The following is a 13,556-nucleotide window of genomic DNA, read 5'->3' as shown; positions in this document are numbered from 1 at the left end:
AAGCACCCAGAGCGGCTGCTGGGGCTTCACTGGGCCGAACCAGCGCATATTACCCGATTTATGGAGGTCATTTGCGGGAAAGAATCCGACCTGTCCTATGCCTACGAAATCGTTAAACTTGCCGAAAGCTGGGGTAAGGAGCCCTCGTTGCTGAAGAAAGATATTCGGGGCTTCATTACCAACCGGATCATGTACGCCATGCTTCGGGAGGCCTTTAACCTGGTTGAGAATGGCTACGCGACAATTGAAGATGTGGACCGCTCCCTTCGGAATGATCTGGGTTACTGGATCACCTTCGCGGGGCCGTTTCGATTCATGGACCTGACGGGTATTCCCGCTTATCTGACCGTCATGAAAGACCTCTTCCCCGACCTCAGCAACAGCACCGAAACGCCAAAACTGATGGAAGAACTGGTCGCGTCGGGTGCCAAAGGCGTGCAGAATGCGCAGGGCTTTTACCCCTATACCCCCGAATCGGCCAAAGAGTGGGAAGAGAAATTCATCGACTTCAGCTACGACATTCGGAAACTCGCGCAAACCTACACGCCCACCTCTACCGACGACACGAAATGACACGTATTCAAACCATAAAGGCCACTGAAGTGATTGTTCCGGCCAAACCGGGCAGTCTGAACTCCGATGAAGTGATCGACAAAGATTCGGCCTTTGCCAAAAAATTCCTGACGGGCGAACGCTGGACCGAGTTTGCCAACCAACCCAAATGGATTATTGAACTGACGCTGTCCAATGGCCTTACAGGTATTGGCGAGACCTACCGTAGTGCGTCTGGTGAGTTGCTCCATCAGGCCATGCAGGACCTGGTTGGCCAGGATGTGCTGAAGCTCAACTGGCGTCGCTTACCAATTGTCGATCAGCGCATTTATGAAGCGTTTGAGTCGGCGGTGCTGGACGTTGTGGGCAAGCTGCTGAATGTGCCAGTATCCCAACTCCTGGGTGGTTCGTACCGCGACCGAATCGATTGTTTCGGCTGGACGGGTCGCCGGACGCCGGAAGATGCCGCTCAGAAAGCGTATGAAGCCATGCAAAAGGGGCACAAGGCATTCAAATTCAAATGTTCCGACGAAGACCCTGTTCGACTCTGGACGGAAGCCATTCGGGAGAAATGCGGGGACGGCATCAAAATTCTGCTCGATCCAAACCAGCGCTGGACCGATGTGGAGACAACCCTCCGGTTGATGGAAGGCGTTGACAAAACCATCATGTTGGGCCTCGAAGACCCGATTTTACACGCCGATGTCGCGGGCTTCAAGTATCTCCGCGAAACGCTGGGTATGCCCATGTACCGGCACATTTCCCTGCCCTACACGCAGGACGTCCGCGATATGATTGCCTTTGTTCGGGCCGATGCGGTGGATGGATACAACTTCAATGGGTCGGCCTACAATTCGGTGCTGCTGGCCGAAATCGCGCATCTGGAAGGCAAATCCTGTTGGCGAGGTTCAGAGGTGGATCTAGGCATCTCAGAAACGATGGGGCTGCACATTGCCGCAGCCAGCATCAACTGCACCATTCCGTCCGATCTATTTGGCGAGCTAGTCCGCACCGACGACCTGATTACCGAACCCATCCGCTTTGAGGACGGCGCGGCTATAGTACCGACAGGGCCAGGATTAGGCATTGAGTTGGACTATGCCGTGCTGGACACCTACAAAACGAATCAGTTTTTACAAGCGAGCTTATGAACAAGTCGATTCAGTCGTGGGCGATTCTGTTTTTCTGCAACCTGATCTGGGCCTTTCATTTCACCAGCATCAAACTAACGCAGGATCAGGTCGGGCCGTATTTTACCGTCTGGGCACCTATGTTGCTGGCCACGATTTTCCTGGCTCCGTTTGTCATCCGGGATTTTCGAAAAGGTGGCAAGAAGCTAAAAGATATCCTGATTTTCGTGCAGTTAGCCGCCCTGGGTGCCTTTCCCTCGCAGGTGCTGATGACCTGGGGGACGCAGTATTCCTTAGCCAGTAATGCGGCCATTCTGGTTATGACCTTGCCCGTTATTACGGCTGTTTTCGCCTTTCTGATTCTGAAGGAGAAAATGAACACCGCCCGATGGATCAGCTTCGCCATTGCCATCATCGGCGTGATTCTCTGCTCGACCGACGACATTAAACGGATGGATTTAAGCTCGCGCTACGCCCTCGGCAATGGCCTCATTTTCCTGGCCATTCTGGGCAATGCCTACTACAATGTGGGCTGCAAAAAGGTGTCGGGTCAATACACCGAAATGGAGATGGTTTTCTATACCTATCTAGTGATGTCAATTCTGTTAACGCCCCTGGTGCTGTATTACGAGCCGGAGATGTTTGCCAGGGTGCCCAGCTTCACCACGAACACCTGGATTGGCATGATCTCGCTGACACTCTTTCACAATTTCCTGTCGATGCTCCTGTTTTTCAAGGCCTTGAAGAATCTGGATGCTACGCAGGTCGCTTTATCGAATTACCTCATCACGTTCATGGGACTGCCCATTGCCGCCCTCTGGCTTGGCGAAAGCCTTAGTCAACAGACCATTATTGGCGGTGTGCTCGTCCTGGCCTCAACCCTTATCCTATCCATTGTCGATAGTAAAGTACAACAAAAAAAAGTAGCTAATATCAATCAAGAACCGGCAAAGTTATGACAAACACAGACAACGAACTGTTTGGCGTAGTACCCATTATTCCAACACCATTCACCGAACATGAGGAGATCGACGAAGACGCGCTCCGGAGTTTAATTGACTTTGCCATCGACGGTGGGATCAAGGCTGTTTGCCTGCCCGCCTACGCCAGCGAATTTTACAAACTGACCGACGACGAGAAATTGCAGGTTGTGCGGGTGGCCGTGGAGCGGGCAGCGGGTCGGGTGAAAATCGTCGCGCAGTCGAACCATCCTTCTCTGAAAGTAGCCATCCGACTGGCGCAGGCTAACGTGCAGGCCGGTGCCGACGTTATCTCCCTGGCGGTTCCCCGAATTTTCAGCTTACCCGAAACCTCGCTGAAAGTCTATCTATCCGAATTTTTACAGTCGATCCCGAACACACCCGTTCTGATTCAGGACTTTAACCCCGGTGGCTCATCGATCAGCGTGGCGTTCATCAAAGAATTGATGGACGAAAATCCAAATTTCAAATACTTGAAACTGGAAGAACCACTTTGCGCGCCCAAGTTCGAAAGCATCATTCAGGCCACGAACGATAAAATCGGCCTGTTCGAAGGCTGGGGTGGTCTGTACATGCTCGAACTGGTACCCATCGGCATTCGGGGAGTTATGCCGGGTCTGGCCGTTGCCGACATTCTGCAAAAGATTTTCACCCTGCGTTCTACCGGCGAAGATGCCAAAGCGTTCGAGCTGTTTGAACGGGTAATGCCGCAGATTTTTTTCTCGCTGCAAAACATGGAGTTGTTCCATTATGCCGAGAAAGAGCTGCTGATTGCCAGAGGGGTACTGAGCAACAGCATCGCCCGAAAAGCGGCCTACATCCCCGATCCGTCATCCATCAGCTACATCCGGGAGTTAAATCAGCGTATTCTCGACATCGTTAACGACGAAAAGTACGCCATCCGTCCCGTTGCCAATAGCCTTGTTGCTTAACTAATGAATAATAAAAGGTAAATAAAACTGGTAGTTAATACCTTGAAGCTGTTTAAACTTTCTAAAATCAAGTACTAATCGCTACTTTTTTGTCATCCCGACCGGTCCGCCGGTGCGGCAGGAGGGATCTTCGGTATTATGGTTCTTTAGGCAGTTACCGAAGATCCCTCCTGCCGCACCGGCGGACCGGTCGGGATGACAAAAACACTACTAAATCAAAAGTTTAAACAGCCCACCTATTATTCATTTACTTAAAACACAGTATCATGGGAGAATTTAACGGACAGGTCGTACTGATTACCGGAGCCGCATCGGGAATTGGATTGTCCATCGCACACAAATTACTGACCGAAGGGGCGCAGGTTGGCTTACTCGATTTTAATGAAGCGGCTTTACAGCAGGCGTTTGAAAAATACGGTCCAGATGCCTTGCTCATTGGCATCGACATTACCAATGAAGCTCGGGTAAACGAAGCCGTTTCGCAGGTGCACGAACGCTTTGGCAAAATTGACGCCCTCATTAACTGCGTGGGTATTACGGGTATCACAAACATACAGAGCCATGAGGTGAGCAGCGAAAATCTACACAAGGTGTTTGAGGTAAACTTCATGAGCAGCTTTTACACATCCAAAGCTACATTGCCGTTCATGCTGGCTCGTAATTATGGGCGTATTCTGCACATCGCATCGATTGCCGGCAAAGAAGGAAACGCAGGCATGCTGGCTTACTCGGCCTCAAAAGCGGCCGTAATCTGCATGGCAAAAGTACAGGGCAAGGAGTATGCCGAACGTGGGATTACCGTCAATGCGCTGGCTCCGGCGGTTATCCAAACCCCGCTGGTTGATGCAATGCCCGAAGTGCAGGTCAAGTACATGACCGATAAAATTCCAATGAAACGATGTGGTACGCTCGATGAGGCCGCGAATCTGGCCGCTTATATCGTATCGCCCAAAAACAGTTTCACCACCGGTTTCACCTTCGATTTGTCGGGGGGACGAGCAACTTATTAGGTTGGTGTAGTATGGGGCGGGTGCTTACCTGCACTCATACTATCCACTATCTGGCGCGAGTATTTGCTCGTGCTCATAATCTCGTCAGCATTCGCTGACGCATGTGTAGAATTGCGAATGCGTCAGTGGATACTGACGAAATTATAGACACGTGCAAATGCACGCGCCAGCATACTATGAAACGCTACTGGATAACTTGCATTCTTGTTTATTGCTGGAGTTTAACAGCACTGGCGCAACAGCGTCCTGTTCTTCTACCCGAACCCCAGTCTATTCAATACGGACAGGGTGCGTTGCCGATACGCAATCTGCCGATTCATGTAGCGCCAAAGGTTCCTGCCGATGTTCTATTTGCGCTCAACGAACTCAAGAAAATCCTGAGCGAACGCACGGGGAAGACCATTCCGCCCAGTTCATCAGCCAATACAGCTACCATTCGTTATTCAGTCAAAACACCTGGTCAGCAACTACCCGGCCCCAACGAGGCAGTCAATGGAAATACCCGTGAACACTACACATTGACCATTAGTCAAACGGGTATCAACATTACCGCCCAAACATCAACGGGCCTCTATTACGCCGTACAAACGATTCGGCAATTGATTCAGGGACAGGGCCCAAAGGCGTCCCTCCCGTTCGTTACGATAAGCGACCAGCCTAAACTGGCTTACCGGGGGGTGATGATGGATTTTGCGCACGGGGGGTTATTGACCGTAGACGAAATCAAAAAGCAGATTGACTTTTTAGCGCGCTGGAAAACCAACCAGTATTATTTCTACAACGAGGTTAGTATCCAACTCGATGGCTATTCGACGCTGAATTATAAGGCTAGTTATTCGAAGCCCCAAATCAGAGCGATCATTGCCTACGCCCGCGAACGACACATGGATGTGATTCCGTTCGTGAATTTCTACGGGCACCTGCACGAGCTGATCCGCAACGAAAAATACGCATCGCTAGCCATTGGGCACTATGGTCATGAAATGGACCCGCGTAATCCTGCCGTTCAGGCATTGCTGAAGGACTGGATTAAGCAATACACCACCCTCTTCAAGAGTCCATTTATCCACGTCGGTTTCGATGAAACCTGGGAAACGAAACGACTGGCCAATGACCCTACCAAAAAACTAGACCCCGAAGCGCTGTATGTTCAACAGCTCAGTTTTGTGAGCAACGAATTGAAGCAATACGGCAAAACGTTGCTGGCCTGGACCGACATGAACGCGTTTTACCCGACGATTCTGACCAAATTCCCGACCGATGTGATCCCGGTCATCTGGGAATATTCGCCCGACACAACGGCTATTTACAATTACTTAAATCCTGTCCTCAAAGCAAAGAAACCGTTCTTTATCCAGCCTGCGGTATCGGGTTGGGGGCATATTTACCCCGCTGCCGATTATACCTACGAGAACATAAATCTCTGTCTGAAAGCGGGCCTCAAACATAATACTCTAGGTTTTATTACGTCGGTCTGGACGGATTCTGTCGAGCCTCTTGTTCGGGCATCCTGGCTGTTTATGGCTTATGGTTGCATTTCGGCATGGCAGGGTTCTGTGCTCGAAAAAACGACATTCGCCGGGCAGTATGCCGCCGTAACCTACCCTGCTGTAGCTAAGGATATGCAGGCCGCTTTCGACCACATTGCCAGAGCGGGCCAGTTTCTTGAAAAATGTCTCGGCAAAAACACCCAAAGCCTGCCCCGTGGTACCCTCGTCGAAAGCTGGTCGAATCCTTTTTCGGCCTATTATCTGGCCAACACCACCGAACACAAAACTGATTTTGAGCAAGTCCGTATCCAGACGGAAGAAGCGCAGGCAAGACTAATCAGCGCGCTTCAGCAGGCAAGCCCTTCCGACACCAGTTTCATTCAGTCGCTGCTGTTATCGGCCCGGTTGATCAACTATTCGGCCAGTCGGTTTTTATGGGCCAAAGCCATTACCGATCGCTGGAACGACGGGATGATGGCCCAACCGAAGGATGATTACGTATTCTATGATCTGACCTACCCTTGTCATAGTCTGTTGGTTGATGCGATGGACGAAACCGGCGAACTGAAACAGGCCTATGCACAAGCCTGGAACGCCGAAAACATGCCGTATCGACTAAACACCATGCTTGGGCGATTCGACGTCGATTTTGGCCTCTGGCGAAAATTGCATCTGAAATTGCTGGATTATAAGATTCAGAAAAAGACCGAGCCCCTGAAATCCTTCGAGTTGATGTTTACTCCAGACTTTTAACCCACATGAACAATAGCCTCCAGTTTTTAAGTCCGATAGATGGTGATATGCTCCACGCCCGCGATGGTATAACAACCTCGGATGGCCTGGAAATCGACGTACAGGTATCGGCTCCAGCATCGCATTATTTAACCATCAATGGGATCGGGGCGAACTATAACCAGGGCGTTTTTTCGGGGAAGGTTCGTTTGAGTCAATTCGACAATACGATTACCGTTCATGACGTCACAACTGATGAAAACAAAGCTATTCGGGTGTACTGGCTTCCGAATTTTGCGGGCCATTATCGGTTATCCATTGACGATAACATCTGGTTTCTGCGGGATATTTATCAACAGCGAGACAACTACCAATCCCTGTTCGACAATCCCTATCTGGGCTTTTTGAAGAAAATACACTTGGCTTACGGCACCAAAATTCACCTCAACCTTTTTTATCAGACCGACGGATTCAACCTGTCGCAGTTTCCCGACCGTTTCAAAGCGGAATGGCAGGCCAACGCCGACTGGCTCCGGCTCAGTTTCCATGCCTGGGGCGAATTTCCAGACAAGCCTTACCAGCAAGCCGGTTATGAGCAGGTAGCCCACGATTGCGCCATCGTGAAAGAGCAGATTCAACGATTTGCAGGTGAGGCTGTTATGGGACCTGTTACAACCCTTCACTGGGGCGAAGCAACGGTTGAAGGTTCACGAGCCTTACGCGACGCGGGCTACATTGGCCAATTGGGCTATTTCAACGTCGACGATGAGTTGCCACCGGTTTCCTACTATCTCGATGTAGAGCAGCGTCGGCACATCAAAAAACGGTTTGTCTGGCACGATAATCAGGAAGACATCACGTTCATTCGGAGCAGTATTGTGCTCGATAAAACAGAGCTTCCCGACATTGTTCCATACCTGGATAGCTATGCAGACAAGCCATCTGGCCTACCGCCTTTTGTTGATTTACTCGTCCACGAACAATACTTCTACCCCTTCTACGAAGCCTACCAACCCGACTTCTTCAATCGTATTCTGACAGCGGTAAAATGGGCTACTGTAAAAGGCTATAAACCTGCCTTTTTGGGTGATTGTCTTGGTAGCGCGGACGTCTCGTCCGCATAGCAAAAAAATAATTCCAACTAGCCTTTAGCTATGCGGACGAGACGTCCGCGCTACCAAAACACATATAAACGCACATGGAAACGAATCGAAGAAACTTCTTAAAAACAGCCGGACTCAGTGGGTTGGGTATGGTTGCCACCAGTCCATTTGCCGCTTACGCCACAACACCCGACGAACTGGAAACTATTGGCAAACAGGCCAGCCGAACTCCTCCTCAGGTTTTTAATATGAGTGGTTATGCCGCTCCCAAACTGGATGTTGTGCGCGTTGGCTTTGTGGGAATTGGCAATCGGGGCATGGGAGCCGTTGAACGACTGAATCAAATCGAGGGTGTTGAGATAAAAGCTCTGTGCGACCTTCGGGAAGAGCGAGTTAATCTGGCAAAAAAGAAGCTGGAAGCGCACGGCCACAAACCTGACCTTTATTTCGGGAATGCCGACGCCTGGAAAAAACTCTGTGAGCGCACAGATCTTGATCTTATTTACATCCTGACGCCCTGGGCGTTACATACACCAATAGCCGTGTTTTCCATGAATCACGGCAAGCATGTGTGTGTAGAAGTTCCTGCCGCTAAAACCCTCGAAGAGTGCTGGCAACTGGTCGAAACGTCAGAGCGTACCAAAAAGCACTGCATGATGGTCGAAAACTGCTGTTACGATTTCACGGAGTTGCTCACCCTGAATATGGCCCAGCAAGGCTTTTTCGGCGAAATTGTTCATTGCGAAGGAGCCTATATCCATAACCTACAGGAGTTGGTTTTCTCGAAGGAGCACTTCTATCAGATGTGGGAACTGGAGGAGATGTACAAACGGGTCGGCAACCTCTATCCTACCCACGGCCTCGGGCCAATCTGCCAGGTGCTGAACATCAACCGGGGCGACCAGATGGATTATCTGATTTCCATGTCGAGCAATGATTTTGTGCTGGGCAATATGGCTAGAGAACTGGCCGCTAAAGACGCTTTCTACAAGCCTTACGCGGGTAAGTCGTTCAACGGCAACATGAGCACGACCACCATCCGGACCAAAAAAGGGAAGACAATTCTGGTACAGTATGATGTCTCCTCGCCACGACCGTACTCCCGCATTCAACTGGTTAGCGGCACTAAAGGCGTTGCGCTGAAATACCCCGAACCCGCCCGATACTCTACAGGCCATGAGTGGATGACAGAAAAAGAGATCAAAGCGTTGGAAGAAAAATACATGCCCCCTATTGTGAAGAAAATGGGCGAAATCGCCAAAAATGTGGGCGGTCACGGCGGTATGGATTTCCTAATGGACTGGCGCACCATCGACTGCCTGCGGAATGGCCTCCCCCTCGACCAGGACGTGTACGATGCTGCTTTATGGAGTTCGGTGGGGCCTTTGAGTGCCTGGTCGGTAGCGCACCGTTCCAACTCGATTGATGTACCCGACTTTACGGGCGGGTCCTGGCAGAAAAACAAACCCGTCGACATTTCGATGACTAAAGGCGGAAACACACAGGCAAAAGTATAATGGTTTATTCTTCGACAGGATTTACAAGGAACCTGTTTAAGCTTTTTCTAATCCAGCCATAATTAGTGCTTTTTTGTCATCCCGACGCAGGAGGGATCTTCGGGTGAGTCTATTGGCTAATCTGTCCCCGAAGATCCCTCCTGCGTCGGGATGACAAAAAAGCCATTGAAAGAAAAGTTTAAACAGCCTCGAGATTTACAAGATTGTAATCCAAAAAAATCCTGTAAATCTTGTTAATCCTGTCAAAAAAATCTTTCCTAACGTCATGAACCCATCAACATCCAGTCGAAGAACATTTTTAGCACAAACAGCGCAAGGCTGTGCAGCTTTACTGTTGGCCCCTACGCTACTTCAGGCCAAAACAACCGTGGCAACGGGTAAACGAGTGGGAATAATCGGGTTAGACACATCGCACAGTACTGCCTTCGTCAAAGCCCTCAACAGCCCCGACACCAATAGCAGTTTTCTGGGCTACAAAGTCGTAGCGGCTTATCCGCAGGGTAGCAAAGACATCGAAAGCAGCACGTCGCGCGTTCCGGCCTATACAGAAGAAGTAAAAAAACAGGGCGTCGAAATCGTCAATTCGATCAGCGATCTGCTCAAAAAAGTGGATGTGGTTATGCTGGAAACCAACGACGGGCGTTTGCATCTGGAACAAGCCCTTCAGGTACTGAAAGCCGGGAAACGGGTGTTTATCGACAAACCTGTTGCAGCTTCATTGGCGGATGCCATTGCCATTTTTGACGCATCTAAGAAATACAACATTCCGATTTTTTCGGCCTCTTCGCTCCGGCATATCAAAGGCATCGAAAAGGTAGACAAGAGCAAGGTCGTGGGGGCCGATACCTTTAGTCCGGCGGTGCTTGAAAAGACCCATCCCGATTTTTTCTGGTATGGCATTCATGGGGTAGAAACGTTGTACACGGTGATGGGTACGGGCTGCAAACAGGTGGTCCGCGTACATACCGATGGCACCGACATCCTAGTAGGCACCTGGGCCGATGGGCGCGTAGGAACCGTTCGAGGTACCCGGACGGGCAAGCACGACTACGGCGGTACGGTGTTCACCCAAACAGGCAATCTGGTGTTGGGGCCTTATGGCGGCTATGAACCTCTCCTGCAAGACATTATCCACTATTACGAGACGGGCGAAGTACCCGTTACACCCGAAGAAACCATCGAGATTTTTGCCTTTATGGAAGCAGCCGACGAAAGCAAACGTCGTGGAGGGACTGCCGTTACCCTCGAAAGTGTCATGGCTAAAGCGAAAAAATAACCGCATCCACCGAATCGTATGTCGCAGTTTAACGTCTCACGAAGAGAGTTTTTAAAGCGAAACTCATTGACGGGTCTGGGAGCCATGCTACCGGCTTCGTTACTTTCCAATGCATCGGCGCTGCCTTCCAGCCCGCCAACGCATGTTCCTCCCCAATCGGCTCCGTTTTCGCTGGCAGAACCACCTGCTTTATTGGGCGGAAAACCCGTTCGAACGGCCGAATGGCCAACCTGGCCTCTGTGGAAACCGGAGCAGGACGAAAAACAGTTGCTGGAGGTAATTCGTAGTGGCATCTGGTCAAGAGCCAATGTCGTGAGTGAATTTGAAGCCAAATGGGCTGCTACATTGGGGGTCAAGCGGTCGCTGGCCGTTGTCAATGGCACCAACGCCATCATGGCTTCCCTGGATCAACTGAATATCCGAGGGGGCGATGAAGTTCTGATCCCACCCTATACGTTTATCGGAACGGTAGCCCCCATACTGGCAACGGGAGCTATGCCCATATTTGTCGATGTCGACCCGGAAACCTTTCAGATCGACCCGGCAAAGATTGAGGCAAAGATTACCCCGCGAACCAGGGCGATTATTCCGGTACATATTCTGGGCTTACCGGCCAATATGCCCCAGATTCTGGCCATCGCCAAAAAGCACAATCTGGTAGTCATTGAGGATGCCTGTCAGGCGCACCTGGCTGAAATCAATCATCAAAAAGTGGGGACATTTGGGCATGCAGGGTGTTTCAGTTTCCAGAACTCCAAGAACCTGGCCATTGGCGAAGGAGGTGCCATTGTCAGCAACGACGATGCGTTTATGGATCGTTGTTTCTCGTACCACAACTACGGCAATCCCTATGGCATGCTTTCGGGGGTCATTGGGGCAGGAACCATTATTCAGGGCACGAAACTCCGGCTGACCGAGTATCAGGCAGCTATTGGTCTGGCTCAACTAAAACGACTCGATGCCGAAACGACCACCCGAAACACCAATGCAGCTTATCTGAAAGCCAAAATCAAAAGCATTCCGGGTATTGTTCCGTACAAACTTTACGATACTGTAACGCGGGCCGCTTTCCATCTTTTCCCATTTCGTTATCAGAAAGAAGCCTTCAAAGGCTTGTCGCGGGAGGTGTTTCTGAAAGCCCTCACGGCGGAGGGCATTCCCTGCTCAAAAGGGTACGCTACGCTAAATAATATGCCCTATCTGGATGACGCATTCAAATCGAAAAACTTCCAGAAGATGTACCCCAAATCGATGCTGAACTTCAAGAGCTATGTTGAGCAGAACCATTGTCCGCAAAACGACCGGCTTTGCAACGAAGAGGCCGTCTGGTTCACGCAAAATATGCTGCTGGGGACGCAAGCCGATATGGATAGCATTGCCAACGCCATCGAAAAAATTCACACCCACGCCGATAAACTGCTGAGTCAGAAATGAGGAACCGATTGAGGTTTGTATGGTTAGTATGGCTGGGACTTTTGATTCCCGGCTACGTTTCGGCCGATGGCTGGAAAGCGGGTACGGCCAGCGTAGTCATCACACCTAAAGAACCACTATGGCAGGCGGGTTATGCCTCCCGTACGCATGCGGCCGATGGTAAACTGCACGATTTATGGGCCAAAGCCCTGGCGCTGGAGGATGAAACCGGAAAAAGGGCCATTCTGGTGACGACCGATATGCTGGGCTTCCCCAAAGCCATGTCAGACCGGATTCGCGAACGGCTGAACAGTCAGTTCCACCTAACCAAAACGCAGATCATTCTCAATAGTTCGCATACCCATTCGGGGCCTGTTCTCGACAATGCCCTTCAGGACATTTACCCCCTCGACGCTGTAGAGCAGGGCAAAATTGATCGGTATTCGCGCTGGCTGGAAACGCAGATCGTGACGCTGGCGGGTCAAGCTTTCCAAAAACTGGAACCCGTTTCTTTATTCGCTCAAAACGGAGTCACGCGGTTTCAGGTGAACCGGCGAAACAACAAAGAAGGTGCGCTGCTGGAACAAACGGAACTGAAAGGGCCCAACGACTATGCCGTTCCGGTAATCAAGATTCTTGATACCAGCGGAAAACTCAAAACGGTGGTATTCGGATACGCCTGTCACCCTACCGTACTCGACCTCTACCAGTGGTCGGGCGATTACGCGGGTTTTGCCCAACTGGAGCTGGAGAAAGCGCACCCCGGCGTAACGGCCCTGTTTTTTCAGGGGGCTGCTGGCGATCAGAACCCACTCCCCCGCCGTACCATACCGCTGGCCCGTCAGTACGGGCAGGAACTGGCCGCAGCCGTAGAACGCGTTCTCAGTGAACCCATGCGGGACCTGACACCACAGTTACGAACGGCTTACTCCGAAATTATGCTACCTCTTTCGGCATCGCCATCTGAAGCGGAACTAACAAAGACGATTCAGGAAAACGAAGGCTATCTTAAACGATGGGCAACGCGCATGCTGGCCGAAAAGAAGCAGGGCAAAGCCTTTATCCGTCATTATCCGTATCCGTTACAGGTATGGCAATTGGGCAGTCAACCCATCCTGAGCTTTGGGGGCGAACTGGTTATCCAATATGCGATCGACTGCAAAAAACGCTTCGGACCCGACATTTTCGTTATGGGCTACTCCAACGACGTAATGGGCTACATTCCCTCAACGACCATTTTGCAGGAAGGGGGCTATGAAGGCGCTTCATCGCAGATGGTGTATGGCCTCCCGAGCATCTGGGCTCCCGAAGTTCCGGCCCTGATTTACCAGGAAATAAACCGACTCGCCGATCAGGTGGGTATTCCACTTAAATCCCAATAGAACGCAGACTTTTTTGTCATGCTGACGCAGGAAGCATCT

General features: G+C 50.8%; 11 protein-coding genes. All 11 read left to right on the top strand.

Annotated features, from left to right (window positions below; translation table 11 throughout):
- On the top strand, window positions 1-573 hold a 573-nt coding region (locus ACYVGR_RS07830), incomplete at its 5' end, for a 3-hydroxyacyl-CoA dehydrogenase family protein (RefSeq protein WP_460955248.1).
- Complete coding sequence (locus ACYVGR_RS07825; RefSeq protein WP_460955246.1) at window positions 570-1,703, top strand: mandelate racemase/muconate lactonizing enzyme family protein; 1,134 nt, start codon at window positions 570-572, stop codon at window positions 1,701-1,703. The genes ACYVGR_RS07830 and ACYVGR_RS07825, both read left to right, overlap by 4 nt.
- Window positions 1,700-2,641, top strand: a complete 942-nt coding sequence (locus ACYVGR_RS07820; protein WP_460955244.1) for a DMT family transporter — start codon at window positions 1,700-1,702, stop codon at window positions 2,639-2,641. The genes ACYVGR_RS07825 and ACYVGR_RS07820 overlap by 4 nt, the downstream gene beginning before the upstream one ends.
- Window positions 2,638-3,594 carry a dihydrodipicolinate synthase family protein gene (locus ACYVGR_RS07815; RefSeq protein WP_460955242.1) on the top strand — a complete coding sequence of 319 codons (957 nt, stop codon included), beginning with the start codon at window positions 2,638-2,640 and terminating at the stop codon, window positions 3,592-3,594. The genes ACYVGR_RS07820 and ACYVGR_RS07815 overlap by 4 nt, the downstream gene beginning before the upstream one ends.
- Window positions 3,595-3,860: 266 nt before the next feature.
- The gene (locus tag ACYVGR_RS07810) at window positions 3,861-4,604 is read left to right on the top strand and encodes an SDR family NAD(P)-dependent oxidoreductase (RefSeq protein ID WP_460955240.1); all 744 of its coding nucleotides are present in this window, start codon (window positions 3,861-3,863) and stop codon (window positions 4,602-4,604) included.
- Window positions 4,605-4,780: 176 nt separating this feature from the next.
- Complete coding sequence (locus tag ACYVGR_RS07805) at window positions 4,781-6,847, top strand: glycoside hydrolase family 20 zincin-like fold domain-containing protein (protein ID WP_460955238.1); 2,067 nt, start codon at window positions 4,781-4,783, stop codon at window positions 6,845-6,847.
- 5 nt (window positions 6,848-6,852) lie between these two features.
- Window positions 6,853-7,950 (top strand): hypothetical protein, encoded by a 1,098-nt coding sequence (locus ACYVGR_RS07800; RefSeq protein WP_460955236.1) that lies wholly within the window; start codon window positions 6,853-6,855, stop codon window positions 7,948-7,950.
- Window positions 7,951-8,024: 74 nt separating this feature from the next.
- Entirely contained in the window at window positions 8,025-9,446 is a 1,422-nt protein-coding gene (locus ACYVGR_RS07795; RefSeq protein WP_460955234.1) for a Gfo/Idh/MocA family protein, read from the top strand.
- Between the two features lie 265 nt (window positions 9,447-9,711).
- Entirely contained in the window at window positions 9,712-10,722 is a 1,011-nt protein-coding gene (locus ACYVGR_RS07790) for a Gfo/Idh/MocA family protein (RefSeq protein ID WP_460955232.1), read from the top strand.
- Window positions 10,723-10,740: 18 nt separating this feature from the next.
- Window positions 10,741-12,156 (top strand): DegT/DnrJ/EryC1/StrS family aminotransferase, encoded by a 1,416-nt coding sequence (locus ACYVGR_RS07785; RefSeq protein ID WP_460955230.1) that lies wholly within the window; start codon window positions 10,741-10,743, stop codon window positions 12,154-12,156.
- Window positions 12,153-13,517 (top strand): neutral/alkaline non-lysosomal ceramidase N-terminal domain-containing protein, encoded by a 1,365-nt coding sequence (locus ACYVGR_RS07780; RefSeq protein WP_460955228.1) that lies wholly within the window; start codon window positions 12,153-12,155, stop codon window positions 13,515-13,517. The genes ACYVGR_RS07785 and ACYVGR_RS07780 overlap by 4 nt, the downstream gene beginning before the upstream one ends.
- Window positions 13,518-13,556 lie beyond the last annotated feature (39 nt).

The organism is Spirosoma litoris (genome assembly GCF_054776755.1).
The sequence above is the reverse complement of the archived record's forward strand: the minus strand, read 5'-3'. Positions and strand labels throughout refer to the sequence as shown.

What these genes read in the sequence shown, in the direction of transcription:
- ACYVGR_RS07800 (WP_460955236.1), top strand. Translation starts at nt 6,853, where the DNA reads ATGAACAATAGCCTCCAGTTTTTAAGTCCGATAGATGGTGATATGCTC.
- ACYVGR_RS07780 (WP_460955228.1), top strand. Translation starts at nt 12,153, where the DNA reads ATGAGGAACCGATTGAGGTTTGTATGGTTAGTATGGCTGGGACTTTTG.
- ACYVGR_RS07785 (WP_460955230.1), top strand. Translation starts at nt 10,741, where the DNA reads ATGTCGCAGTTTAACGTCTCACGAAGAGAGTTTTTAAAGCGAAACTCA.
- ACYVGR_RS07820 (WP_460955244.1), top strand. Translation starts at nt 1,700, where the DNA reads ATGAACAAGTCGATTCAGTCGTGGGCGATTCTGTTTTTCTGCAACCTG.
- ACYVGR_RS07790 (WP_460955232.1), top strand. Translation starts at nt 9,712, where the DNA reads ATGAACCCATCAACATCCAGTCGAAGAACATTTTTAGCACAAACAGCG.
- ACYVGR_RS07825 (WP_460955246.1), top strand. Translation starts at nt 570, where the DNA reads ATGACACGTATTCAAACCATAAAGGCCACTGAAGTGATTGTTCCGGCC.
- ACYVGR_RS07810 (WP_460955240.1), top strand. Translation starts at nt 3,861, where the DNA reads ATGGGAGAATTTAACGGACAGGTCGTACTGATTACCGGAGCCGCATCG.
- ACYVGR_RS07805 (WP_460955238.1), top strand. Translation starts at nt 4,781, where the DNA reads ATGAAACGCTACTGGATAACTTGCATTCTTGTTTATTGCTGGAGTTTA.
- ACYVGR_RS07815 (WP_460955242.1), top strand. Translation starts at nt 2,638, where the DNA reads ATGACAAACACAGACAACGAACTGTTTGGCGTAGTACCCATTATTCCA.
- ACYVGR_RS07795 (WP_460955234.1), top strand. Translation starts at nt 8,025, where the DNA reads ATGGAAACGAATCGAAGAAACTTCTTAAAAACAGCCGGACTCAGTGGG.